Source organism: Mycolicibacterium tokaiense (assembly GCF_010725885.1).
In the GTDB taxonomy this organism is placed as follows: domain Bacteria; phylum Actinomycetota; class Actinomycetes; order Mycobacteriales; family Mycobacteriaceae; genus Mycobacterium; species Mycobacterium tokaiense.
Genome location: NZ_AP022600.1, coordinates 795,563 through 819,404, shown reverse-complemented (window position 1 = coordinate 819,404; position 23,842 = coordinate 795,563). Strand labels below are relative to the sequence as shown.

Sequence of the window (23,842 nt, the reverse complement as noted above, 5' to 3'; positions counted from 1 at the left end):
CTCAGTGCAGTGTCAACGCCCGTTCATTCGACGATGCTGAGCGCTCCGGAGGGGCAGAGCTGCACGGCTTTCCGCGCGTTGCCCTGCTCGGCCGCGGGTACCTCGTCGACCAGCAGTACCACGATGCCGTCGTCGTCCTGATCAAAGACCGCCTCGCTGTTCATCACACAGACCCCGGCGCCGATGCAGACGTCGCGGTCGGCGCGCACCCTCACCAGGCCACCTGAAGAGACTGCAGCCCGTAGATGAAGTGGAAAGACCGGAACGCCACGTCGTCGAAAGGTTCGTCGAGGCGCAGGGTCGGGAAGCGTTGCAGGAGAGCCGGAAAGGCAATCTTCATCTCCATACGCGCCAGCGGTGCACCCAGGCAGTGATGGACACCGTGGCCGAACGCCAGATGTCCCATGGCGCCGCGGCGGATGTCGAATACCTCCGGGTTGTCGATGAAGCTCGGGTCGCGGTTGCCGGACGGCAGCGAGACGAACACCAATTGGTGCCGGGGGATCTGCACGCCCGCGATCTCGACGTCGGTGGTGGTGATGCGCGGGATGCCGGAGTGTACAATCGACAGCCAGCGCAGCAGCTCCTCCACCGCCGGACCCACCGCATCGGGGTCGTCACGAACCAGGGCCAGCTGATCCGGGTGCCGCAGCAACGCCAGCGTGCCCAGGCTGAGCATGTTGGAGGTGGTCTCATGGCCGGCCACCAGGAGCAGGTTGCAGATGCCCACCAGCTCGTCATCGGTGAGCTCGGATCCGTGCTCGCGCACCAGCATTCCGAGCATGTCGTCGCCGGGGGAGCGACGGGCGCCGGCCACCAGCGCGTGCATGTACGCGCGCCCGGCGCGCTGGAGCTCGAAGCGCTCCTCGATCGGGATCGACAGGTCGAGCTGGCGGCTGGTGCGGTGCTGGAAATCGTCGCGGTCGTCGTAGGGCACACCCAGCAACTCGCAGATCACCAGTGACGGGATGGGCAGCGCGAAGTCGGTCACGAGATCACGTGGTGAACCGGACTTTTCCATGGCATCCAGATGCTGGCTCACGATGTCGGTGATCCTCGGCTCCAGGCGCTTCATCCGGCGGCCGGTGAATTCGCCGGTGAGCATGCGGCGTAACCGGGTGTGCCTGGGCGGGTCCAGGCCCAGCAGGTTGCCAGACTGGGCTGCGCGTTGCTCTTCCTCGGACATCTCGGGAGCCCCGGGGACGAAGAACCCCGGGGGTCGCTCGTTGGAGAACCTCTCCGGATCCGAGAGCACCGTCTTCACGTCGTCGTGGCGGGTCACCAGATACACCGGCATGCCAAAGGCGTTGACGACGGTGCGCACGCCCTCGGCCTCCCGGATCTCGCCGAGGGTGGGGATGGGGTCGAAGCCGACGCGCTGCATGTGCAGCGGTGGTGAGGCGGGTGCCTGGGTCATGGTGTCGACGGTACGCGCGGGGCTGTTGGCTCTGCGTTGGGGAATCGTCGATCAGGCGGTTGACCAGGGCGGGATCCTGGAATCCCGCCGAGTGGGCCACAGGAGCTTCGCCGGACCACGATTGTTGCTCACCTGAACGTGGAGCCGGCTCGATCAGCTCGGCTCGTATTGCATGACGGCGGATCATCGGCAGCGGCATCGTCCATTGACCGCGTACCCCGCTCGTCCTAGAGTTTTCGCTAGACGAAGTCAAATGTCATTGAGTGAAATTCAACGTCAGGCGGGAACATGGTCGATGAGAGCGCGGGCGACGCCCGTGACGCCCTGAAGAAGAACGTGCTTGGGGTGTCGAGCATCTTCTTCTACGTCATCGCGGCGGCGTCGCCGTTCACGGTCGTGGTCGGGCTGCTGCCGATCATCATCGGGCTGGGCAACGGCATCGGAGCCGCGGGTGCCTTCGTGCTGGCAGCAGCGGCGCTGCTGGTGTTCGCGGTTGGATACGTGGCCATGAGCAGGCACATCGCGAACGCGGGCGCGCTGTATTCCTACGTGACCGCGGGCCTGGGCAAGGAACTCGGGCTCGGGTCGGCCTTCCTGACGATGTTCTCCTACATCGCCATTCAAGCAGCGCTCTTCGGCGGCTTCGGGTTCTACCTGAATTCGCTGCTCAGCTCGCACTTCGGGATCGACGTGTCGTGGTGGCTGCTGGCGCTGCTGGGACTGATCCTGTGCACGGCGCTGGGCATCCAGGGGGTCCACTCGAGTGCCCGCTGGCTGGGTGTGTTCATGACCGCCGAACTGGTCATGATCGCGACGTTGGTGATCTTCAGCCTGTTCCGGGGAGACGTGTCGGTCTCGTCCTACTCGCTAGAACCCTTTGCACCCCATGCTGTGTTCTCCGGTGCGTTCGGGATCTCGATCCTGTTGGCAGTGTGCGCGTTCATCGGCTTCGAGGGCACGGCCATCTATTCGGAAGAGGCGAAGGACCCCCGCCGCACCATTCCGCGGGCGACGTATCTGTCCGTGGTGTTCATGGGCGTGCTCTACGCAGTCACCGCGTGGATCCTGGTGAATGCGCTGGGGCTGCCGGTGGCGAAAGATGCTGCCGCGGAGCAGGGTGGTGACTTCCTCTTTTACGTCAGCGGACGCTTCATCGGTGGCAACGTGGCGACGGTGTTCCAGATCCTGATCGTCACGGCGATGTTCGCCGCCATTCTGACGTTCCACAACAACGTGTCCCGGTATCTGTTCTCCCTGGGACGCCAACAGCTCGTGTGGTCGCCGTTGGGACGCACGCTGAGGTCGCGCCAGACACCGTATGTCGCGTCCGCCGTGCAGTCGGGCATTGTCGCGGCCGTGATCGTGGTGGCGGCCGTCGCGCATCTGGACCCGATCGTGACGCTCTTCGCGGGTATCGGGGGAATCGGCACGATCGGGGTGATCCTGTCGCAGACCATCGCGTCGGTGGCCATCTTCGCCTTCTTCCGCCGCACAGGGGTGGATCGCCGACCGTGGCACACGGTGATCGCTCCGGCCCTGGCGACCGCCGCACTGACAGCGATTATCGTTGCGGCACTGCGCAACCTCGATGTCCTGCTCGGAGTCAGCGGTAGCGTGGGCCTCGCCCTGGTGTCGGTCTTGTTGGCGCCGCTGCTGCTCGGGCTCGCGTACGGTTGGCGCCTGCGGGTCTCCGCGCCGCAGCGCTACGCATCGCTCGATCAGGTCCTGACGGCCAAGGAGTCGGCGTGAGTGCGGCATCGGTCAGCGTCGACTTCGACGTTCCGGCGATCATGCGGGACGGTGTCAGACTGGTGGCCGACGTCTACACCCCCGCCGTCGGTGGTGGACCGTGGCCGGTGCTGCTGATGCGCACGCCGTACGGCAAGAACACGTACTCCGAGAACGCCTGGTCGGGTCTCGACCCCGTGACAGCGGCCCGGTCGGGCTTCCTGGTGGTGATCCAGGATGTCCGTGGCCGTGGGGCCTCAGGCGGGGATTGGGCACCGCTGACCGCCGACGTCGAGGATGGCGCGGATTCCGTCGAATGGGCTGCGCAGCTCCCGGGATCGAACGGTCAGGTGGGGATGTTCGGCGGTAGTTATTCCGGAAACACCCAGTGGCAGGCCGCATTGTCGGGCACACCGTCGCTGCGCGCCATCGCGCCGCTGATGACCTGGGCTGACGCGAGCGACGGGCTGTACTCCCGCGGTGGGGCGGCGGAGGTGGGGCTCGCGCTGCCGTGGACGCTGCTGACCGGAGCCGATGACGTGTACCGGCGCTACGCGGGGACCGGAACGGAATACGCCAGGCTGGAAGCGATCATCGACGAGCTCGATCACCTTGCTCAGCAGGGATACTGGAGCACGACCCACGATCTCCTGGAGCTGATCGAGCGTCACGATGTGCGCGAACTGGGCACCGTGCGCACCGCTGCCCGGGGCCGCGCCGACTTCGAACCGGCAGACATCTCGGGACGGCAGGCCCAGGCGGGTGTGCCGAGCTTCCACACCGGCGGTTGGTTCGACATCTTCCTGCAGGGCACGTTGGACAATCACCAGGCGATGGTGGCGGCCGGTCATCACACCAGGCTGCTCGTCGGGCCGTGGTCGCACACGAATTTCGCTGATGCGATGGGCGATCTGGCTTTCGGAATACGGGCCAACAGGGAGAGCCCGTTTGTCCATCCTGGCGGAACGTGGATCGACAGTCAGCTCGGTTGGCTGCGCGGTCAGCTCGGGGGGAAGGGTCTGGACCCCGACGACGATCCACCGGTGCGGATCTTCGTGATGGGCCGCAACCAGTGGCGAAACGAGTCGCAGTGGCCGCCGGTCGACGCGCGAGAGATGTCGTGGTACCTGCACGGTGACGGCGTGCTGTCGCCGCAATCGCCGAAGCCGGGCGTCGCGGCGCTGACCTACGGCTACGATCTGTCCGATCCGGTGCCGTCGGTGGGCGGCAACACCTTCATGACCGGGGTGCTTTCTGCCGGTCCAATTGATCAGCGAGGCAATGAGTCTCGGCCGGACGTGGTGTCCTTCACCTCGGACGTGCTGACCGCCGACCTCGAGGTGGGCGGTCGCCTGCGTGCGCACCTGCACGCGAGCAGTTCGGCGTCGAGCGTGGACTGGGTGGTCCGGATCTGCGATGTGCATCCGGACGGGCTTTCCGTCAACATCTGCGACGGTGTGCTCCGCGTTCGCGACGCGGCCGGCCCCGGTCCACACGAGGTGGACCTGTGGTCCACCAGCATGGTTTTTGCTGCGGGACATCGGATCCGGGTGGATGTGGCCAACAGTTCGTTCCCCCGGTGGGACCGGTGCCCGTCGCCGGAAGGGCACCGGCCGCAACGGGCCACCCTGTCGGTGGACAGCAGCCGACCGTCGTGGATCGTGCTGCCCACCAGGAACCCCTAGTTCACCAGCCGCCCACCCAGCCGTCGAAGATGGCGTCCGGTTCGTTCTCGGGCTGATCGGAGCGGCCGACCAGAAAGTCGAAATCGCACCCCCGGTCGGCCTGCAGGACACGGTCGACGTACATGGCCGCGTAGCCACGACGCTGTCGATGGCGCGGGGGTGGCGCCTGGCGGGTGGCCAGTTCGTCGTCGGGAACCAGTAGGTCCAGCGTGCCGGCGTGGGCGTTCAGCGCGATGATGTCGCCGTCGCGGACCAGGCCCAGCGGACCGCCCGCGGCCGACTCGGGGCTGACGTGCAGAACACACGTGCCGTAGGCGGTTCCGCTCATCCGGGCATCGGAGATCCGCACCATGTCGGTGACGCCCTGGCGCAGCAGCTTGCTGGGGATGGGCAGCTGGCCCCACTCGGGCATGCCGGGGGCACCGCGCGGGCCGGCACTGCGCAGCACCAGCACGGAATCCGCGGTGACGTCCAGGTCGGGGTCGTCGAAGCGGGCCATCATGTCGCGCATGTCGTCGAACACCACGGCGGGCCCCTGGTGCACCAGCAGGGCAGGGGTGGCCGCGCTGCACTTGATCACTGCGCCGGTGGGCGCCAGGTTGCCGCGCACCACGGCCAGGCCCTGCGTCGGCTGGAACGGGGCATCGATGGTGGCGATGACGTCTGCGGCGGTGGAGATGCCGGACGGCAGGTTGTCGGCGACGGTCTTGCCGCTGACGGTCAGCGCGTCTGTGTGCAGCAGGGTCTCGATGGACTTCATCACCGCGGGGATGCCGCCGGCGTGGAACACCTGCTCCACCAGGTGCTCCCCGGCGGGCCGCACATTCACCATCAGCGGTGTGCGCGCGGACAATTCGTGGAACCGGTCCAGGGTCAGCGGCACCCCGGCGCGGCCGGCGATGGCCAGCAGGTGCACGATCGCGTTGGTGGATCCGCCGACCGCCAGCATCAGAGTGATGGCGTTGTCGAAGGCCTCGGCGGTGAGCACGTGCGAGGGCCGCACTCCCTCGGCGGCCAGGCCCACCGCACGCGCACCCACCTCTTCGGCCACCTGCAACCGCCGCGAGTCCATGGCCGGCACCGCGGCGGCGCCGGGCAGTGTCATGCCGAGCCCCTCCACGATCGTGGCCATGGTGGAGGCCGTGCCCATCTCCGGGCAGTGCCCGCGGGACGGGCCGGCCGCGGCCTCGAGACGCTCGTAGTCGGCCATCGACATCCGGCCCGCCCGCACATCGTCGATGTACTGCCACAGGTCGGTGCCGACGCCCATCTGCTTGCCGTCGAACACCGCCGGTGCGGCGGGCCCTCCGGTGAGCACAATGGCCGGGACATCCGCACTGGCCGCACCCATCAGCTGCGCGGGCACCGTCTTGTCGCAGCCACCCAGCAGCACCACGGCATCGAATGGGTAGGCCCGGATGGACTCCTCGACGTCCATGGCCATCAGGTTGCGGAACAACATGGTGGTCGGCTTCATCAACTGCTCACCGAGGGAGATGGTGGGGAACTCCAGCGGGAACCCGCCGGCGGCCAGCACCCCGCGCCGCACCGAGTCTGCCAGCCCGCGGAAGTGCATGTTGCAGTTGACCACCTCCGACCACGAGTTGCAGATCCCGACGATGGGTCTGCCCTCGAACGCCATCCGGGAGAACCCGGACGCCCGCATGGCCGAGCGGTGCACGAAGCCGGGAACATCCTGCCCGGCAAACCATTTGGCGCTGCGCAGCTGATTCATCGGACGCGAGCGGCGTACGCGGTGATCTTGCGCAGTGCAGGTTGGCGCGCGGCCTGGTATCCGAACCAGCGCCCCGGCCTGGTGCCCATCAGGGTGCCGACCATCCGCTGCTGCCAGGGCGCTCTGGCGCCAGCCGAGCGCAGTGGTGCGGCCGGGGCCAACCCGTCGGCGTCGGCCAGGGCCGCCTCGGCGGCGTTGTGGCCGTTGGCCCCCATCACTCCGCCACCGGGATGGGTACCCGAGCCGCACAGGTAGTAATTACGCACGGGCGTGCGGTAGTTCGCGAGCTCCGGGATGGGCCGGGCGCCGAACAACTGATCGAGCATCATCGAACCGTGGAAGATGTTGCCGTCGGTGATCAGATACTCGTTGTGCAGGTCGTCGGGCGTGATGATCACTCGGTCGAGGATGTGTTCACGCAAGTTCGGTGCGTAGGTGAACAGGTCCTCGAGCACCAGGTCGGCCCACTTCTCCTTTTCCGCGGCCCAGGTGGTGCCGGTGAGCTCGGATGGCAGCTGCTGGATGCCCAGGGTCATCGTGTGCAGACCCTTGGGCGCCAGCGTGTCGTCGGTGACCGACTGGGTGACGGCCTCGATGACGAACGTGCTGGGGAACGTGCCGCGTCGCTGCGCCTCGTAGGCCTCCTCGAACGCCTCTCGGCTGGGGCCGAGCAGCTGGTGGCCGTGGTGCTGGGGTCCCTCGGTGGCGTCGGTGAACGGAAGGTACTGCGGCAGTTCATCGATCAGCAGGTGGATCCGGGCCATCGAACCGCGGGTGTCGATGTTCTCGACGTCGCGGACCAGCTTCGGCGCCAGCACCCCCGGTTCCAGCAACTGCAGCAGGGATCGTTTGGGATCGGCGTTGGAGAACACCTGCTTCGCGGTGATCACCGAGCCGTCCCGCAACCGCACCCCGGTGGCGACCCCACGCTCGACGAGCACCCGGTCCACCGGGGCCGAGGTGCGGATGGTGGCCCCGTGTGCCCGGGCCGAGGCCGCCAGCGCCTCGCTGATGGCACCCATGCCGCCGCGGGCCATCCCGAATTGGCCGAAGTTGCCGTTGAACTCGCCCCAGGAATGGTGGCCGTAGGTGTAGGCGGTACCGGGGGTGGAGGGGCCGCCGAAGATCGACACCATGCCGAAGAACGTCAGCATGCTCTTGAGCCGCTCGTCCTCGAAATACCGGTCCAGCAGATCACGCACCGAGAGCAGGGTGAACTCGTCGAACAGCGTCTGCTCGCCGGCGGCTTCGAAGGCGGCGAACACCTCGGACCGTTCCGGTGGCGGTTTCAGCAGGTACGGCGTGACCAGCCCGGCGAAGCGTTGCAGCCGGATGCCGAAGTCGAGGAACGCCTGCGCATCCTTCTTGCTGAGCTTCTCGAGTTCCCGCAGCGTCCGGTCGGTCTCCTTCCACATGGTGAAGGAGGTGCCGTCGCGGAACAGGCTGAACGACAGTGCATCACCCTGGTAGAGCTCCAGGCCGTACTTGGCCAGCTCCAGCTCGGTGATGATCTCGGGGCGCAGCAGGCCGGCGATGAAGGCGCACGACGACCACTTGGAGCCGGGGATCAGCTCCTCGGTGACGCAGGCGCCGCCCACGAGGTCGCGCGCCTCGAGCACCAGCACCGACTTGCCTGCGCGGGCCAGGTAGTTGGCGGTGACGAGGCCGTTGTGGCCGGCGCCGATGATGACGGCGTCGTAGTCAGTGGGCATCGGAACTCCTGAGTGGGGAATGACGGGTGAAGATGGTGCTGACGCTGCCTGGTTCCACGAGCTCGTCGAAGCGGGCGACGACGGGTTTGAGCTCGGGTGCGTTGTCGCGCACCTGCTCCCAGTCGGGCCAGGAGGTCACCGTCATCACCTCGACGACCACGCCGTCGTCGGAGAGATAGACGTCGAACCCCAGCACCTCGTCGAAGCCCAGGCACACCGGGCGATCGAGTCCCGCGGAGAACTGCTCGAAGTCGGCGACCGGAACACCCGGCCGCAGACGGAACGTGTTGATGGCGCTGACCGTCATGTCAGGCGGTCGCATGGTTGATCATCACGTGCTTGATCTCGGTGTAGGCCTCGAGTGCGTACACCGACATGTCCTTGCCGTGGCCGGACTGCTTGAAGCCGCCGTGTGGCATCTCCGGCGTCACCGGAGCGTGGTCGTTGACCCACACAGTGCCGAATTGGAGTGCGCCGGAGGTGACCATGGCACGGCCCACGTCCCGGGTGAACACCGAAGCAGCCAAGCCATATTCGGTGTCGTTCGCCCAGGCGAGCACGTCGTCGTTGTCACTGAACCGGGTCACCGACGTCACCGGGCCGAACACCTCGGCGCTGATGATCTCGTCGTCCTGCTTGGTGCCGACCACCACGGTGGGGGCGGTGTAGAAGCCGGTGCCGGGGTTGTCACCCTGGAGCAGTTCGGTGTGGCCGGTGGCTTTCGCGCGGGAGACGAAGCCTTCCACGCGGTCGCGGTGCGCGGCGGTGATCACCGGACCCATGACGGTGTTCTCGTCGGCGAGGTCACCGAGATTCAACTCCTTGACTGCCTTCTCGAGTCCGGACACCAGGTCGTCATGCAGGGAGTCATGGACGTAGATACGCGACGCTGCCATGCAGTCCTGGCCCGCGTTGCCGAACGCACCCTGCATGATCTTCTCGACCGCGAGTGCCACATCGGCGTCCGGGTACACCAGCACCGGTGCCTTGCCACCGAGTTCGAGGTGCAGCCGCTTGAGGTTGGAATCTGCGGAGGCCCGCAGCAGCGACCGGCCGGTCTCGACAGAACCGGTGAGCGAGGACATCCGCACCAGCGGGTGCGACACCAGGCTCGCGCCCACATCCTCGCCGTCACCGGTGACGATGTTCAAGACCCCGGCGGGGAACAGGTCGGCGGCCAGCTCAGCCAGGCGCAGCACCGAGAACGGAGTGTGCTCAGAAGGTTTGAGCACCAACGTGTTCCCGGTGAGCAGAGCGGGGGCGATCTTCCAGATGGCCATCAACAGCGGGAAGTTCCACGGGGCGACCGAGCCGACCACCCCGAGTGGATCGCGCCGGATGATGCTGGTGGTACCGGGGACGAACTCGCCGGCGGCACGGCCTTCGGTGGTGCGGGCAGCCCCGGCGAAGAACCGAAGATGGTCGGGAATCATCTCCATCTCTTCGAGCGCGCCGCTGATGGGCTTGCCGGCGTTGCGAGACTCGATCTCGGCGAGGTTGCGAGCGTCGGCTTCGATGCGGTCGGCGAGCTCGAGGAAGGCGCGAGCCCGTTCGCCGACGGGAGTGCGGGCCCAGTCCGGGAATGCGGCGTGGGCGGCGGCGACGGCGCGGTCGACGTCGGCGGCCGTGCCGTGGGCGGCCTCCGCAAACGCCTCACCGGTGGCGGGTGCCAGGATCTGGTCTTTTGCTCCTCCGGAGGCTTCGGTCCAGCTTCCGCCTACGAACATCTTGTCGTGAAAGGTCATGATGGCTCCAGTTCAGTTCGGGCCGGGATTGGCGGCCGTGATCAGCAGGGCGCGTACCGCGTCCTTCGAAATCGGTTGTTGGGCAATGGACATGTGCACCATCAGGCCCTCGACCACGACGTCGATCAGGCGAGCGGTGGCACGATCGAAGTGGTGGGCCAGGGCGTCCTCGGCCCGCTCCATCCACTCCTGCGTGATGCGCTTGGTGTCGGCTCGGCGCACCGCGTCGCCGTACAGTTCGAAGGTGACGGCGAGCTCGTTGGGGTTGGCGGCCAGATCGTCGGTGATGGCCAAGGCTATGCACTCGATCAGATCCGACTCCGAATCGCAGGCGGCCAGCCGGTTTTCGAAGCGGGTGGCCAACTTGTCGACGTGCGTCCGGAAGGCGAGTTGCACGATGTCGTCGAGTGTCTTGAAGTGGTAGGTGATGGAACCGAGTGGGACGTCGGCAGCTTCGCCGATGGCGCGGTGGGTGATGCCCGCTACTCCGTCGCGGGCCAGGACCTCCAGCGCCGATTCCACGATGCGCTCCTTTCTGTCGGGGTCGTGACGGCGAGCGCGCCGGGGAGCCGTGGCCATGGTCGGACCCTCCTTTAGGAACGTCTGTACGTATCGATAAGGACAAACGTACCTATCGACGCCCCGGCGTGCTCGATTTCGGCGGAACCTGCCTCAGACGGCTTCGGGAGCGGGGTCCTCGAGGTCGCGTTCGTTGAGCGCCTTGCCCACCAGCTCGTAACGATCCGGCGCGAAGAAGCGCAGGTAGAGACCGTAGGCGACCCCGCCGAGCAAGGCCAGGAACACCAGCGACACCATCAGCACCGCGGTGGCGCCCTGCACACCGAGCAGCACGTCGAGGCTGTTGAGGGTCAGGATGAAGAACCCGCTGAGTCCGACGATCGCCAGCAGCGGAGCGATCACGGTGTTCCACGGCCGCTTGTCCACGTTCGACTTGCGGAAGAACACGAAGATCGCGATCCCGGCCACCAGTTGCGAGGCGATGACGCCGATGGTGCCGATGCCGGTGGCCCAGGTGAACAGGGTGGCGAACGGATCCTGGCCCGCGATGGCGAACGCCACGATGACCACCCCGACCATCAGGCTCTGGACGATGGAGGCCACCCAGGGCGTCTGCCGGCGCGGCAGGGTCCACCCCAGCGGCTTCCACACCAGGTGTTGGCGCCCCAGCGAGAACAGGTACCGCGAGACGTTGTTGTGGAAGGTGACAATCGCCGCGAAAGTGGCTGTGACGATCAGGATCTGGAACAGCAGCGAGATGTTGTGGCCGATGATGGTGTCACTGGCCACGAAGATGAAGTTGCCGCCGGTCTCGGTGGCGATGGCCACCACGTCATTCAGGCCGAGGGCGTTCATGATCAGCCAGCCCGACACGGCGTAGAGCACGCCCATGAACGCGATGGACAGGTAGGTCGCCCGGGGGATGGTCCGCGCCGGGTCGCGGGCTTCCTCACCGTAGATGGCCGAACCCTCGAAACCGATGAAGGACGCGTGGGCGAACATCAACGCCACTCCGAGGGCGCCGGCCAGCACCACACTCGGGTTGAAGGGCTCGAAACTGAACTCCGAGACCGGAACCGCATCGCCGAACAGGCTGAAGACGCTCAGGACGGTGATCATGAGGACTTCGAGGGTCATGAACACCCCGAGTACGCGGGCGCCCGAATGCACGCCCTGCACGCCCAGGCCCAGACACAGCAGCAGCCCGACAAAGGCGTACACCCACCACGGCAGGCTGATGCCCAGGGCCGGATTGAGCAGTTCGGCTGCGTAGTACCCGAACCCGCCGTAGAGACCGGCCTGGATCGCGTTGTAGGCGAAGATGGCCAGCGACGCCGATCCGAGGCCGGCAACGCGGCCGAGCCCCAGCGTGACGTAAGCGTAGAAGGCGCCGGCGTTGGTGACATGGCGGCTCATCGCCACGTAACCGACGGCGAAGATCATCAGCACCACCGCCGCGATGACGAAGGCACCGGGCATGCCGACGCCGTTGCCGGCGCCGATGATGATGGGGAACAGCGCCACCACCACGGTCAGCGGGGATGCGGCGGCGATGATGTAGAAGAAGATGCTCGGAACACCCAGGGTGTTCTCTTTCAGGCCGTGGTTACGGCGCCCGCCGGGTTCGGCGGGAGTGACGGGCGCCGTCGTGGTCGGCCGTCGGGAAGGCACAGGTGCGGTGACGTTCTCCATGGTGTTTCATCTCTCGTGGCTTGGGACGATCGTAGGGGGGCGGATCCGCGTTGGATCCGTTTCCAGGTGCCCGGCGACCGATCGCTGAGCACGGTGGAGAAAGCGACTCTTCACCTCCTCATGTCCAGCGCGAGATCGGTGAGCAGGTCTTCCTGGCCGCCCACCATCGCGCGGCGGCCGGCCTCGACCAGCAGGTCCCGGGTGTCGACACCGATGTCGACGGCAACCCGTTCGGCGTGCAGCAGGAAGCTCGAGTACACCCCGGCATAGCCCAGCGTGAGGGTCTCGCGATCCACCCGCACCGGGCGCTGGTGCAGCGGGCGCACCAGGTCGTCGGCCGCGTCCATCAGGGCGAACAGATCGCACCCGTGCAGCCAGCCGTTGAGTTCGGCCACTGCGATGAACGCCTCCAACGGGCAGTTGCCCGCCCCGGCGCCCAGCCCGGTCAGGGACGCATCGACCCGATGGGCACCCTGCTCGACGGCGGTGATCGAATTGGCCACGCCCAGAGCCAGGTTGTGGTGCGCGTGCACCCCGATGGTGGTGCTCGGGTCGAGTGCGGCGCGGTAGGCCTGCACCCGGTCGCGCACACCGGCCATGGTGAGCCGGCCGCCGGAGTCGGTGACATACACACAGTGCGCCCCGGCGTCTTCCATGATCTTCGCCTGCGCCGCCAGCGTTTCCGGATCCGTCAGATGCGCCATCATCAGAAAGCCGGCCACGTCGAGGCCCAGGTCGACTGCGGTGCCGATGTGCTGGCGGGCGATGTCGGCCTCGGTGCAGTGGGTGGCGATCCGCACCGACGTGACGCCGAGATCCACGGCGGCGCGCAGGTCGTCGACGGTGCCGATACCGGGCAGCAGCAGGGTGGTCAGGCGGGCGTTGTCGATGACCTCCGCGGCGGCGCTGATCCATTCGGTGTCGCTGTGGGCGCCGGCTCCGTAGGTCAGGCTGCCGCCGGCCAGACCGTCACCGTGGGCCACTTCGATGGCGGTGACGCCGGCCTGGTCGAGTGCCCGGGCGATCCGTCGCACGTCGTCGAGGGTGAACGAGTGCCCGATCGCGTGCATCCCGTCGCGCAGGGTCACGTCCTGGATGTAGAGGCCGTCTTTCACATCGTCACCCCCGCACCGGAGACTGCGTGCTCGGCCACCCGGACCGCAGCCGCCGTCATGATGTCGAGGTTGCCGGCGTAAGGCGGCAGGTAGTCGCCGGCTCCCTCCACCTCCAGGAACACCGTCACGTGGGTGAGATCGGCTGTCCGATGCGCTTCGGGGACAAGTCTTCTGCGCGGATCAGCTGCCGTGACGGTGGAGAACTGGACGTCCTGACGCAGCCGGTAACCGGGGACGTAGTGAGCGACGTCGTGCACCATCGCGGCCACCGCCGCGCTGATGGTGGCCTGGTCCACACTCGCCACCAGCGCGGCCACGGTGTCGCGCATGATCATCGGCGGTTCGGCCGGGTTCAGCACGATGATCGCCTTGCCGCGGGCGGCGCCGCCCACCGTTTCCAGTGCGCGCGAGGTGGTCTGGGTGAACTCGTCGATGTTGGCCCGGGTGCCGGGGCCTGCCGACCGCGACGAGATGGACGCGACGATCTCGGTGTAGTGCACCCGGGTGACCCGCGACAGGGCGGCGACGATGGGCACCGTCGCCTGGCCGCCGCAGGTCACCATGTTCAGATTGCGCCGGCCGGCCAATCCGGACAAGTTGACCGCCGGCACCACGTACGGGCCGATGGCCGCAGGGGTCAGGTCCACGACGAGCCGGCCGGTGGGTTCCAGCCGGGCGTCGTTGTGGCGGTGGGCGTAGGCGCTGGTGGCGTCGAATACGACGTCGACGTCATCGAAGACGCTCATCGCCAGCAGCCCTTCCACACCGTCAGCGGTGATCGCCACGTCCAGGCCCGCCGCGCGGGCCAAACCGTCACTGCGCGGGTCGATCCCGACCATGGCCGCGATGTCGAGCACCTCCGACCGTCGCAGCTTGTACATCAGGTCGGTCCCGATGTTCCCCGAGCCGATGACCGCGGCCGCGGGGCGCCTTCGCGTGGTGTGCATCCGTGACGTCAGTTCGTCAGCGCCGTAGCGGCCAGCCGGGGCCGGGGTGACACGGCCACGTCGGGGGTGCTGGTGGCGACCAGCTCGTTGAGGATGGCCGCGTGCCGCACCTTGTGGCGGATGAGTTCCTCGTGGAACTCGGGCCGGACCCAGCCGTTGTACATCACGGCCTCGGACTCGCCCGGCTCGATCTTGAAGTAGACCGGCCCGGCGACGCGGGCGATGTCGCCGGCTTCCCAGAGCCGGTTCATCCCGCCGAACGATTCGAAGGTCTCGGCCCAGACATCAAGAGGCACATCGACATTGCGGCGGATGGCGCCCAGCATGGGCCGGCTCAGGTCGCCCACCGGGTTCACGCTGTCGGCGCCGAGTTCCTGCAGGATCTTGATCGAGGCGGGGTTGGCGTGGCCGGCGTAGACGGAGATCTTGAACTTCGCGTCAGCGGGAATGTGGCCGGCATCGCGGGCCTTGTTGAGGATGTCGAGCACCCCTTCGTCCCAGACCAGCACACCGCGGATACCGGTGGAGAAGATGCGCAGGTAATCGTCGAGCAGATAGCGGATGTTGTCCAGGCCCCGGACGCGACGCCCGCCGGCCTGGCCTTCGGTGCTCAGCGCCTGACGGCCGGTGTCCCAACCCGTTCGCGGGCCGGGGACGGCGATCAGCTCGATGCCGTTCTCCGCGGCGAGTGTGCCGACGTCGCGCAGTTCGGAGGTGTTCAACAGCGTGGTGCCACCGCCGAACGCGATGATGCGGTGAATGAAGACATCCTGCTTGGCGGCTTCGTCCAGCAGCACCTCCAGCGTCGAAAGACGTTCCACACCAGAGATTTCCAGCCGGTACTTACCACCGTCGTCGAACGAGGCGGTCGAGGAGGCCAGGGTGTAGTCATCGGCCGACAAGAGGCCCTGGGAAGCCAGGATGCCGGCTCCGTTCACTTCGGATGTGCGGCGCTCGGCTGCGGGGGACATGGGGTTCTCCTTCGGGGAAGCGGCGGTGCGAAGCGCGTGATTTCATTGAGTGAAATACAACTGCGCTGAATGAAAAATTTAGAAGACGTCCATCGCCCTGTCAAGAGGAAGCAACCAAACCGGGCTGTCGCTGGGTGCTGGTAGCCTTCACTGGGTGAAAAACGAGGCGAAGGTCGAGAAGGGGTCGAACCTGATCGGCGTGGAGCGCACAGCCCGTATCCTCAGCGCGGTCGCCGATGCGGAGAACGGCAATCTGACCGAGATCGCCAGGCGGACAAGCCTGAACGAGGCCACGGTGTTGCGCTACCTGAACAGCCTGGCTGCGTTGGGATATGTGGAGCGGTTCAACACCGCGCAGTACCGGCTCGGCTGGGAGATCTTCCGGCTGGGGCAGCGTGCCTTCTCGGGGCAGGTCCCGGCCGACGCGGTGCTACCCACCATGGAGCGGCTGATGCTGGAGTTCAACGAAACCGTGAACTTCGCCGCGAACAAGGACCGCAGCGTGGTCATCCTCGAAGTGGTCGAGGGCCGGCGCGCGGTCACCAAGCTGAGCAACGTCGGGCAGTCAGACCCCTGGCACGCCTCGGCGCTGGGCAAGGCCCTGATGGCCACCATGCCCGACAGTGTCTGGCGCGACATCGTGGCGTCAGCGGGTCTGCCGGAGCTGACGCCGCACACCATCACCACCATGAAGAAGATGGCCGCCGAGATCGCCGAGGTGCGTGAGCAGGGCTTCGCGGTGGACCGGGAGGAAGCCGCCGAGGAGCTGACCTGCGTGGCCGCGGCAGTGCCGGTGGCCGGTGGCGGGCCGTCCCGCTACGCCCTGAGCATCAGCTTCCTGACCCACCGGCTGACGCCCGAACGCCTGGAACACGCTGGAGCACAGGTGATCGCGGGGGCTGCGGAGATCGCCAAGAAGTTGCCCTGACAGAGCTCCAGATAGAACTCAGTCGACAGATTTCGCCGAGTCTGTCGACTGAGCTCTATCTCGGGCGCCGCTCAGGCGGCGTCCAGCCGGGCCGGCCACCAGATGCGCGGACCGATCAGGGTGAACAGGGCCGGGATCACCACCGTGCGAACCACGAAGGTGTCCAACAGGATTCCCAGTCCGACGATGATGCCCAGCTGGGTCAAGACGATCAGGGGCAGCACGCCGAGCACGCAGAACACCGCTGCCAGCACGATGCCTGCGCTGGTGATGACCGCACCGGTGGCGGACACCGCCCGCACGATTCCGGCGCGGGTCCCGTGTCCCACCGTCTCCTCCTTGGCGCGGGTGACCAGGAAGATGGTGTAGTCCACGCCCAGCGCCACCAGGAACAGGAAGGCGAACAGCGGGGTGCTGTTGTCCAGGGCGGGGAACCCGAACACGTGCACGCTGAGCCAGCCGCCGAGAGCCAGGGCGGCAACGGAACTCAACACGGTCACGCCCACCAGCAGCGCCGAGGCCACCACCGCACGCAGCAGGACCAGCAGGACTGCCAGGACGACGGCCAGGATGGCGGGGATGATCACCCACCGGTCGCGCACGGCGGCGTCGCGAGCATCCAGGGCCTGGGCGTCGGACCCGCCCACCACAGCGGTGGGATCCACCGATCGCACCGAATCGCGCAGAGCGGCAACACTGTCGAACGCCTCGTCGGTGGCGGGCGCGGCGTCGAACACCACCGACCACCGGGTGAGGCCGGTGTCCGACCGGCCCGTCTCGTTCACCGAGACGACGCCGGGGGTGTCCGCGATGGCGGCGCTGAGATCGCCGCTGCCGATCACCGTCGCCGGGTCGGTCAGGCCGCTCGGGAAGTGTGCGGCCAGGGTCTCGAACCCGCTCACGGATTCGGCCTCGACCCGGAACTGCTCGGTCTGCGACAGCCCGATGTGCAGGCCGATGAGGCCGCACGCCAGCACCGCCAGTGCGGTCACCGACGCGGTGAGCACCGCAACCGGGCGCCGCGCCACCCCGGCGGCCACCCGGTGCCACACGCCGGACTCGACCAGTTCCGGGCCGCCGCCGCGCGGGATGAACGGCCAGAACAGCCGCACCCCGCACAGCGCCAGCAGCGGTGGCAGCACCAGTAGTGAGAACACCGCTGCGACAACCAGTCCCGATGCGGCCTGGAGTCCCAGGCTGCGGGTGCTCGGCGACACCGCGAACAGCAGGGTGAGCAGCGCCAGCACCACGGTGGCGTTGCTCGCGACGATCGCCGGGCCCGCGGTCCGCACGGCGGTGCGCAGCGCCGCGCGGTGATCGGTGACACGGTGCAGTTCCTCGCGGTAGCGCGAGATCAACAGCAGCGCGTAGTTGGTGCCGGCCCCGAACACCAGCACACTGGTGATCCCGGCCGTCGACCCGTCGGCGATCAGGCCGGCGAGCGCGGTCACCCGACCACCGACCACCGACCCCAACCTGTCGGCGAAGCCGATCACCGCCAGCGGCACCAACCACAGCACCGGCGACCGGTAGGTCAGGATGAGTAGCAACGCGACCACCGCCGCCGTCACGGCCAGCAGGGTGATGTTGGCCCCGGAGAACGCGTTGGCGATGTCGGCGCCGAAGGCCGGTCCGCCGGTGACCTCGGCTTGCAGCTGCGGCGCCAGATTCTCGGCGGTGGTCTGCCGCAGCGAGCTGATGGCGTCGTCGAGGGCGAACCCGGACAGCTCACCGTCCAGCGGGACCACCGACAGCCCGGCTTTGCCGTCCTCGGAGAACATGCTCGCTCCGGACGCGGCCCGGTCGGCGGGATCGAGGACGCCGCCGTCGGTGCGGGTGATCACCACGACGGCCGGAGCCTGGTCGCCGCCGGGAAACTCGGTCTGCAGGGCCGCTGCTCGCGCTGCTTCGGCGTCGGGGGGCAGTGAAACGGGGGATTGGCCCGCCGACTCATCACTGCCGGCCAGTCCCATCAGAAGCCCCGACAGAGCGACGATGACGAGGGCGAGGATCCACGAGCGACGGCCGGTCACCATGTCGGCCAATCGGTTCCAACTCATGCTCAAAACTATTTCAGTTACTGAAACATTTAGCAAGTGAACTATGATCGGGCCATGACCGACCGCGCGCAGCTGGAAGGGCTGCTGGCTGCCGATGTACGCGCGCTCTCGGCGGAGTCGGAACAGATCGGCCGGACGTTCGCCGGCCAGCATGACCTGTCGGCCGGTGATTTCCGGGCCCTGGTGCACGTGCTGGTCGCCGACGACTTCGGCGCACCGCTGACCGCCGGCGAACTGCGCAAGCGGATGGGGCTCAGCGGTGGTGCCATCACCTACCTGGTGGAGCGGATGATCGCCTCAGGTCATCTGCGTCGCGAGTCCGACCCCGACGACCGGCGCAAGGTGATCCTGCGTTACGACGAACACGGGATGGCCGTCGCACGCGACTTCTTCACCCCGCTGGCCGAGCACACGCACGCGGCACTGGTCGACCTGCCGGAGGAGGACCTGGCCGCGGCGCACCGCGTCTTCACGGCGTTGATCGGAGCGATGCGCGCCTTCCAGGCTGGACTCGAAGCTCGCTGACCTCAGCGCCGGTTCAGGGTCGCCTCTTCGAGGTCCAGGCCGTGTAACAGCGCGCGCAACACCTCGTCGTCGATGCGGCCGTCGTCACGCTCCTGGATCAGCGCGGCGCGCTCGGCGGCCAGCATCTGCAGACGCAGGTCGCGGAACACCGGCGCCGTCGTCTCCCCGGGGTTCAGCGCGGCGTCAGCCCGGGCGGTGCTCCACCGCCGCAGCACCTCCCCGGCGCGCTCGTGCACCTCCGAAGACCGGCCACTGCTGCGCCGCTCGTCGAGAAGCTGTTCCAGCCGCTCGATCGCTGCGGCGCTGGCCCGGTACTGCGCGGCGGCCGCCCGCTGCGCATCGACCGTCGCCTCGTCACCGCCCACCCCGAGAGCGCGAACCAGCCACGGCAGTGTCAACCCGTGCAACAGCAGCGTTCCGATCACCACCACGAAGGTGAGGAAGATCAACTGCGGCCGGCCCGGGAACGCGTCCCCGGACAGCGTCGTCAGAGGTACCGCGAACGCCGCGGCCAGCGACACCACGCCCCGCATACCGGCCCACGTCACCACGAACAGATGCGATGCCGGCGCGGTGGACCTTCCCCACAGCCGCGGCGTGTACGCGACCAGGAACACCCAGGCGATCCGCACCACGATCACCGCGGCCAGCACGCCCGCCGACGCCACCACCAAGGTCGCCGCGGAGATGCCGGCCAGCTCGCCGATCACGGTGGGCAGCTGCAGCCCGATCAGTAGGAACGCAAACGATTCCAGCAGCAGCTGCAGCGCCTTCCACACGGCGTCGTCCTGCAGCCGGGTGGCATAGCCCGCCGTGGTGGAGCGCTGTCCCACCACCAGGGCTGCGGCCACCACGGCCAGCACCCCGGAACCGTGCACCTGTTCGGCGATCAGATAGATCAGGAACGGCGCCACCAGTCCCAGCGCGCTCTCGGCCAGCGGGTCGTCGAGCCGGGTCCGGGCCGCGTCGAGCACGCGCCCGAGGACCACGCCCACCAGCACGCCGCCCGCCACCGCCAGCGCGAAGGTGCCCAGAGCCCGGTCCCAGCCCGTCGCGGTGCCGATGGCGGCGGCCAGCGCCACCTTGTACGCGGTCAGGGCGGTGGCGTCGTTGAGCAGTGACTCACCGCCCAGCAGCGTCATCATCCGGCGCGGCAGCCCGAGCCGGCGTCCGATCGCCGTGGCCGACACCGCGTCCGGCGGCGCGACGATGGCCCCCAGCGTCAGGGCGGCGGCCAGCGACAGGTCGGGCACCAGCTCGAAGGCCACCACTCCGACGGCGAAGGTGGTGACCAGGGGCAAGCCGACCGCGAGCATGCCGATCGGGTGGATGTTGCGCCGCAGGTTCACATACGAGCTCTCCAGCCCCGCCGACCACAACAGCGGCGGCAGCAGCACGAACAGCACCACATCTGGCTCCAGGGTGATCGTCGGCACCCCGGGGATCAGCCCGCCCACCAGGCCCACCACGACCAGCAGCAGCGGTGCCGACACGCCCCGCCGCCGGGCCAGCGCAGCCACCGCCACCGCGACGAGGAGTACGGCCACCGTCTGGGCACCCACGTCCGACCGACCCCCCGAAGTCCGCAACCTATCCTTGGACGCACAGCATGCAGGACACAGCCAGGAGGTGCGCGTGAGCCAGGGGGAAGTTGGCACCGGTGTCATCGGAGGCTGACGACGCGGCTGAGCCCGCGTCCGGCACCGAACCCGAAGCCACGGTCGCCGACGATCCGCAGGCACACAGCTCTCCGACGGTGCTGTTGTTGGGCGCCGGGGAGAACGGCCATGACCTGGTGGTGGCACTGCAGCACCTGGGCGCTGCCGTGGTGGCCGCCGAATCCCAGCCCGACGCATCCGCGCACGCCGTCGCCGACGACGCCCGGGTGGTGGAACTGGCCGACGGAGAGCAGCTGTCCGCGCTCATCGCGGCGGTGCGGCCCGACTACGTGGTGAGCGCCACCGGCGCCGTGGCGGCCGATGCGCTGGAGGCGGCCGAAGCCGCCGGCATCGAGGTGGTACCCAGTGCGCGCAGCACCCGGCTGTCCCTGGATCGCGAGGGGCTGCGGCGGCTGGCCGCCGATGAGCTGGGGCTGCCGACGGCGCCGTTCTGGTTCGCGGGCTCGGTGACCGAGCTCGAGGCCATCGCCGATCACGCCGGGTTCCCGCTGGTGGTCAAGCCGCTGGTGGCCCTGCCCGGTGAGGGCCAGTCGGTGTTGTTGCGGCCCGACGACGTGGAACCGGCCTGGGAGCGCGCGGTCTCGGCGGGTGGCCGCTTCACCCATGACCGGGTGCTCGCCGAAACCGTCGTGGAGATCGACTACGAGGTCACTCTGCTGACGGTGCGTACCGGCGACGGCCCGGCCGGCCTGCACTTCAGCGAGCCGATCGGCCACCGCCAGGTGGACGGTTTCGCCGGTGAACTGGTGGTGGAGTCCTGGCAGCCTCAGCCCATGGGCACCGCGGGGCTGGATGCCGCGAAGTCGATCGCGGCCCGGGTGGTCAATGCGCTGGGCGGTCGTGGCGTGTTCGCGGTCGAACTGCTGGTCCGCGGGGACGAGGTCTATTTCTCCGACGTCACCGCCCGGCCCACAGACAGTGCGGTGGTCACCGTGCGCTCCCAGCGCCTGGACGTCTACGAGCTGCACGCCCGGGCCGTGCTGGGACTCCCGGTGGACACCATCATGATCTCGCCGGCCGCTGCGGAGCTGGTCTACGGCACCGGTGACCTCGACCGCGCCGCGCTGGTGGCCGGACTGGCCACGGCGCTGCAGGTTCCCGAGAGCGACGCCCGGGTGTACGCGACGCAGGTGCCCGCGACGACGGCCCGGCACCGACTGAGCCTGGCACTGTCCACCGCCGCCGACGTGACCACCGCCAGGGACCGCGTGCAACAGGTGTCCACGGCACTGCGACGACTCTGGGAGAGATGACGATGGCCCCGAAAGACGAGCCGGCCGACTCGGTGGGGTCCACTCCGTGGCCCTTCCTGATCGCTCTCACGATCATCGTGATCGTGATCGGCGGCATCGCGGTCGTGCGCTGGCTCGACGGGGACGAGATCCCGGAGGTCGACGTGGTGGCTCAGGCCGCGATCGCCCAGAACGACGCGCTGCAGCGGGCCGACTTCGCCGATTACGCCACCTACACCTGCGCGGCCGAAGTCGGTGAGGAATCGAAAGTCCTGGACACTCAACAACGTTCGGTGGCCACCGACGGGCAGCGTTACATCGACGGCATCTCCGGAGTCACCATCGACGGCGACACGGCCACCGGCACGGTCACCTACCACTTCGACAAGACACCCGACGACAAAGTGGACATCCCCACCACGTTCGTGCGGGAGGACGGCCGGTGGAAGGTGTGCACGCCGGCACAGTGACGCAGGCGGCTGCGGCGGTGTGGAAAACTCGGTTCTGTGAGTTATGCCGGCGATATCACCCCCGAAGAGGCGTGGAAGATTCTCAGCGACGATCCCGACGCGGTGCTCGTGGACTGTCGCACCGACGCCGAGTGGAAGTTTGTCGGGGTGCCTGACCTCAGCGGGCTGGACCGACAGACCGTCTTCATCGAGTGGAACACCTACGCGGGCACCCACAACGAGAACTTCGTCGACGACCTGATGGCCGCCGGGATCGAACCCGGTGAGCGTCCGGTCATCTTCCTGTGCCGCTCGGGCAACCGGTCCATCGGCGCCGCCGAGGCGGCCACCGCCGCCGGGATCGGGCCGTCGTACAACGTGCTCGACGGGTTCGAGGGCAATCTCGACGAGCACCGCCACCGCGGAACCACCGGTTGGCGTGCGCTCGGCCTGCCATGGGTGCAGTCATGAGCGGCGACAACGCCGACGTGCCCAGCGTCCGGATCCCGGCGCCGCTGCCCGACGGGGTCAGCCAGGCCACCATCGGTGTGCGCGGCGGGCTGCTGCGGTCGGGTTTCGAAGAGACCTCCGAGGCGCTGTACCTGACGTCGGGCTACGTCTACTCCTCGGCCGCCGACGCCGAGAAGGCCTTCACCGGGGAGATCGACCGCTACGTCTACTCCCGCTACGGCAACCCCACCATCTCGATGTTCGAGGAGAGGTTGCGTCTGATCGAGGGGGCACCCGCGGCGTTCGCCACGGCCACCGGCATGGCGGCGGTGTTCACCGCGCTCGGTGCGCTGCTCAAAGCGGGCGACCGGTTGGTGGCCGCCCGCAGCCTCTTCGGCTCGTGTTTCGTGGTGTGCAACGAGATCCTGCCGCGCTGGGGTGTGGAGACCGTGTTCGTCGACGGCGAGGACCTGTCCCAGTGGGAGCAGGCACTGTCGGTGCCCACCCAGGCCGTGTTCTTCGAGACGCCCTCGAACCCCATGCAGTCCCTGGTGGACATCGCCGCGGTCGCCGAGTTGGCACACGCTGCGGGCGCAAAAGTGGTGCTGGACAATGTTTTTGCCACACCGCTGCTGCAGCAGGGCATGCCGCTCGGTGCCGACGTGGTGGTGTACTCGGGCACCAAGCACATCGACGGGCAGGGCCGGGTGCTCGGCGGTGCGATCCTGGGCGACAAGGACTACATCGACGGCCCGGTGCAGACCCTGATGCGCCACACCGGCCCGGCTATCAGTGCCTTCAACGCGTGGACTCTGCTGAAGGGACTCGAGACCCTGGCCGTGCGCGTCCAATACGCCAACGCCTCGGCACAGCGGGTCGCCGAGTTCCTCGAGGGTCATTCGGCGGTGAACTGGGTGAAGTACCCGTTCCTGTCGTCGCATCCGCAGTACGACCTGGCCCGGCGGCAGATGTCCGGCGGCGGCACGGTGATCACCTTCGAACTCGACGGGGGCACCAAGGCGCGTGCCTTCGAGGTGCTCGACAAGCTCCAGATCATCGACATCTCCAACAACCTGGGCGACGCCAAGTCGCTGATCACCCATCCGGCCACCACCACACACCGCGCCATGGGACCCGAGGGCCGGGCGGCCATCGGGCTGGGCGACGGTGTAGTGCGGATTTCGGTGGGGCTCGAAGGCACCGACGACCTGATCAAGGATCTGGACCAGGCTTTGACGTAGTCCGGCCCACGG

Annotated in this window: 21 protein-coding genes; 8 read left to right on the top strand and 13 right to left on the bottom strand. The window is 67.9% G+C overall.

Annotation, left to right across the window (positions count from 1 at the left end):
* Window positions 1-23: 23 nt before the first annotated feature.
* Window positions 24-215: a ferredoxin gene (locus G6N58_RS03910; RefSeq protein ID WP_115279642.1), complete on the bottom strand. Its 192-nt coding sequence runs from the start codon at window positions 213-215 to the stop codon at window positions 24-26.
* Entirely contained in the window at window positions 212-1,417 is a 1,206-nt protein-coding gene (locus G6N58_RS03905; RefSeq protein WP_115279643.1) for a cytochrome P450, read from the bottom strand. Before G6N58_RS03905 ends, G6N58_RS03910 begins: the two co-directional genes overlap by 4 nt.
* A 288-nt stretch (window positions 1,418-1,705) precedes the next feature.
* On the opposite strand from G6N58_RS03905, the gene G6N58_RS03900 reads away from it, so the two are divergent.
* Together G6N58_RS03900 and G6N58_RS03895 are read left to right on the top strand one after the other, a co-directional pair.
* Complete coding sequence (locus G6N58_RS03900) at window positions 1,706-3,166, top strand: APC family permease (RefSeq protein WP_115279644.1); 1,461 nt, start codon at window positions 1,706-1,708, stop codon at window positions 3,164-3,166.
* Window positions 3,163-4,830 carry a CocE/NonD family hydrolase gene (locus G6N58_RS03895; RefSeq protein WP_197746393.1) on the top strand — a complete coding sequence of 556 codons (1,668 nt, stop codon included), beginning with the start codon at window positions 3,163-3,165 and terminating at the stop codon, window positions 4,828-4,830. The genes G6N58_RS03900 and G6N58_RS03895 overlap by 4 nt, the downstream gene beginning before the upstream one ends.
* Before the next feature lies 1 nt (window position 4,831).
* Here the strand turns inward: G6N58_RS03895 and G6N58_RS03890 are convergent, their stop codons facing one another.
* The 9 genes from G6N58_RS03890 to G6N58_RS03850 form a co-directional block, all read right to left on the bottom strand.
* Window positions 4,832-6,565, bottom strand: coding sequence for a dihydroxy-acid dehydratase (locus tag G6N58_RS03890; protein ID WP_115279645.1), 1,734 nt, complete (start codon window positions 6,563-6,565; stop codon window positions 4,832-4,834).
* Complete coding sequence (locus tag G6N58_RS03885) at window positions 6,562-8,277, bottom strand: phytoene desaturase family protein (protein ID WP_115279646.1); 1,716 nt, start codon at window positions 8,275-8,277, stop codon at window positions 6,562-6,564. Before G6N58_RS03885 ends, G6N58_RS03890 begins: the two co-directional genes overlap by 4 nt.
* Complete coding sequence (locus G6N58_RS03880) at window positions 8,267-8,599, bottom strand: RedY/HapK family protein (RefSeq protein ID WP_147289368.1); 333 nt, start codon at window positions 8,597-8,599, stop codon at window positions 8,267-8,269. Before G6N58_RS03880 ends, G6N58_RS03885 begins: the two co-directional genes overlap by 11 nt.
* Window positions 8,586-10,022, bottom strand: coding sequence for an aminobutyraldehyde dehydrogenase (locus tag G6N58_RS03875; protein WP_197746392.1), 1,437 nt, complete (start codon window positions 10,020-10,022; stop codon window positions 8,586-8,588). The genes G6N58_RS03880 and G6N58_RS03875 overlap by 14 nt, the downstream gene beginning before the upstream one ends.
* 12 nt (window positions 10,023-10,034) lie before the next feature.
* Window positions 10,035-10,601, bottom strand: a complete 567-nt coding sequence (locus G6N58_RS03870) for a TetR/AcrR family transcriptional regulator (RefSeq protein WP_079633276.1) — start codon at window positions 10,599-10,601, stop codon at window positions 10,035-10,037.
* Between the two features lie 93 nt (window positions 10,602-10,694).
* Window positions 10,695-12,233 carry an APC family permease gene (locus tag G6N58_RS03865; RefSeq protein WP_115279648.1) on the bottom strand — a complete coding sequence of 513 codons (1,539 nt, stop codon included), beginning with the start codon at window positions 12,231-12,233 and terminating at the stop codon, window positions 10,695-10,697.
* A gap of 110 nt (window positions 12,234-12,343) precedes the next feature.
* The gene (gene dmpG, locus G6N58_RS03860) at window positions 12,344-13,348 is read right to left on the bottom strand and encodes a 4-hydroxy-2-oxovalerate aldolase (RefSeq protein ID WP_115279649.1); all 1,005 of its coding nucleotides are present in this window, start codon (window positions 13,346-13,348) and stop codon (window positions 12,344-12,346) included.
* Complete coding sequence (locus tag G6N58_RS03855; protein WP_115279650.1) at window positions 13,345-14,295, bottom strand: acetaldehyde dehydrogenase (acetylating); 951 nt, start codon at window positions 14,293-14,295, stop codon at window positions 13,345-13,347. Before G6N58_RS03855 ends, dmpG begins: the two co-directional genes overlap by 4 nt.
* Window positions 14,296-14,303: 8 nt before the next feature.
* Window positions 14,304-15,266 (bottom strand): hypothetical protein, encoded by a 963-nt coding sequence (locus G6N58_RS03850; protein ID WP_147289369.1) that lies wholly within the window; start codon window positions 15,264-15,266, stop codon window positions 14,304-14,306.
* A gap of 154 nt (window positions 15,267-15,420) precedes the next feature.
* Between G6N58_RS03850 and G6N58_RS03845 the strand changes: the two genes are divergently transcribed.
* Window positions 15,421-16,194, top strand: coding sequence for an IclR family transcriptional regulator (locus G6N58_RS03845; protein ID WP_068918652.1), 774 nt, complete (start codon window positions 15,421-15,423; stop codon window positions 16,192-16,194).
* A 71-nt stretch (window positions 16,195-16,265) separates the two neighbouring features.
* Here G6N58_RS03845 and G6N58_RS03840 read toward each other — a convergent pair whose 3' ends face one another.
* Window positions 16,266-18,254 carry an MMPL family transporter gene (locus G6N58_RS03840; protein WP_276016455.1) on the bottom strand — a complete coding sequence of 663 codons (1,989 nt, stop codon included), beginning with the start codon at window positions 18,252-18,254 and terminating at the stop codon, window positions 16,266-16,268.
* A 54-nt stretch (window positions 18,255-18,308) separates the two neighbouring features.
* Between G6N58_RS03840 and G6N58_RS03835 the strand changes: the two genes are divergently transcribed.
* Entirely contained in the window at window positions 18,309-18,779 is a 471-nt protein-coding gene (locus tag G6N58_RS03835) for a MarR family winged helix-turn-helix transcriptional regulator (protein ID WP_115281832.1), read from the top strand.
* A gap of 2 nt (window positions 18,780-18,781) precedes the next feature.
* Here G6N58_RS03835 and G6N58_RS03830 read toward each other — a convergent pair whose 3' ends face one another.
* Window positions 18,782-20,341: a Na+/H+ antiporter gene (locus tag G6N58_RS03830; RefSeq protein ID WP_115279652.1), complete on the bottom strand. Its 1,560-nt coding sequence runs from the start codon at window positions 20,339-20,341 to the stop codon at window positions 18,782-18,784.
* Between the two features lie 98 nt (window positions 20,342-20,439).
* Between G6N58_RS03830 and purT the strand changes: the two genes are divergently transcribed.
* From purT to G6N58_RS03810, 4 genes are read left to right on the top strand one after another with little or no spacing between them, the layout of a single operon-like run.
* The gene (purT, locus tag G6N58_RS03825; protein WP_264036056.1) at window positions 20,440-21,711 is read left to right on the top strand and encodes a formate-dependent phosphoribosylglycinamide formyltransferase; all 1,272 of its coding nucleotides are present in this window, start codon (window positions 20,440-20,442) and stop codon (window positions 21,709-21,711) included.
* The gene (locus G6N58_RS03820) at window positions 21,708-22,160 is read left to right on the top strand and encodes an Rv0361 family membrane protein (RefSeq protein ID WP_308207293.1); all 453 of its coding nucleotides are present in this window, start codon (window positions 21,708-21,710) and stop codon (window positions 22,158-22,160) included. Before purT ends, G6N58_RS03820 begins: the two co-directional genes overlap by 4 nt.
* A 36-nt stretch (window positions 22,161-22,196) precedes the next feature.
* The gene (locus G6N58_RS03815; protein ID WP_115279655.1) at window positions 22,197-22,610 is read left to right on the top strand and encodes a rhodanese-like domain-containing protein; all 414 of its coding nucleotides are present in this window, start codon (window positions 22,197-22,199) and stop codon (window positions 22,608-22,610) included.
* A complete protein-coding gene (locus tag G6N58_RS03810; protein WP_115279656.1) occupies window positions 22,607-23,830 on the top strand; it encodes an O-succinylhomoserine sulfhydrylase in 1,224 nt (407 codons plus the stop codon). Before G6N58_RS03815 ends, G6N58_RS03810 begins: the two co-directional genes overlap by 4 nt.
* Window positions 23,831-23,842 lie beyond the last annotated feature (12 nt).

What these genes read in the sequence shown, in the direction of transcription:
- G6N58_RS03905 (WP_115279643.1), bottom strand. Translation starts at nt 1,417, where the DNA reads ATGACCCAGGCACCCGCCTCACCACCGCTGCACATGCAGCGCGTCGGC.
- G6N58_RS03900 (WP_115279644.1), top strand. Translation starts at nt 1,706, where the DNA reads ATGGTCGATGAGAGCGCGGGCGACGCCCGTGACGCCCTGAAGAAGAAC.
- G6N58_RS03890 (WP_115279645.1), bottom strand. Translation starts at nt 6,565, where the DNA reads ATGAATCAGCTGCGCAGCGCCAAATGGTTTGCCGGGCAGGATGTTCCC.
- G6N58_RS03885 (WP_115279646.1), bottom strand. Translation starts at nt 8,277, where the DNA reads ATGCCCACTGACTACGACGCCGTCATCATCGGCGCCGGCCACAACGGC.
- G6N58_RS03880 (WP_147289368.1), bottom strand. Translation starts at nt 8,599, where the DNA reads ATGCGACCGCCTGACATGACGGTCAGCGCCATCAACACGTTCCGTCTG.
- G6N58_RS03875 (WP_197746392.1), bottom strand. Translation starts at nt 10,022, where the DNA reads ATGACCTTTCACGACAAGATGTTCGTAGGCGGAAGCTGGACCGAAGCC.
- G6N58_RS03870 (WP_079633276.1), bottom strand. Translation starts at nt 10,601, where the DNA reads ATGGCCACGGCTCCCCGGCGCGCTCGCCGTCACGACCCCGACAGAAAG.
- G6N58_RS03865 (WP_115279648.1), bottom strand. Translation starts at nt 12,233, where the DNA reads ATGGAGAACGTCACCGCACCTGTGCCTTCCCGACGGCCGACCACGACG.
- G6N58_RS03855 (WP_115279650.1), bottom strand. Translation starts at nt 14,295, where the DNA reads ATGCACACCACGCGAAGGCGCCCCGCGGCCGCGGTCATCGGCTCGGGG.
- G6N58_RS03850 (WP_147289369.1), bottom strand. Translation starts at nt 15,266, where the DNA reads ATGTCCCCCGCAGCCGAGCGCCGCACATCCGAAGTGAACGGAGCCGGC.
- G6N58_RS03840 (WP_276016455.1), bottom strand. Translation starts at nt 18,254, where the DNA reads ATGAGTTGGAACCGATTGGCCGACATGGTGACCGGCCGTCGCTCGTGG.
- G6N58_RS03835 (WP_115281832.1), top strand. Translation starts at nt 18,309, where the DNA reads ATGACCGACCGCGCGCAGCTGGAAGGGCTGCTGGCTGCCGATGTACGC.
- G6N58_RS03820 (WP_308207293.1), top strand. Translation starts at nt 21,708, where the DNA reads ATGACGATGGCCCCGAAAGACGAGCCGGCCGACTCGGTGGGGTCCACT.
- G6N58_RS03810 (WP_115279656.1), top strand. Translation starts at nt 22,607, where the DNA reads ATGAGCGGCGACAACGCCGACGTGCCCAGCGTCCGGATCCCGGCGCCG.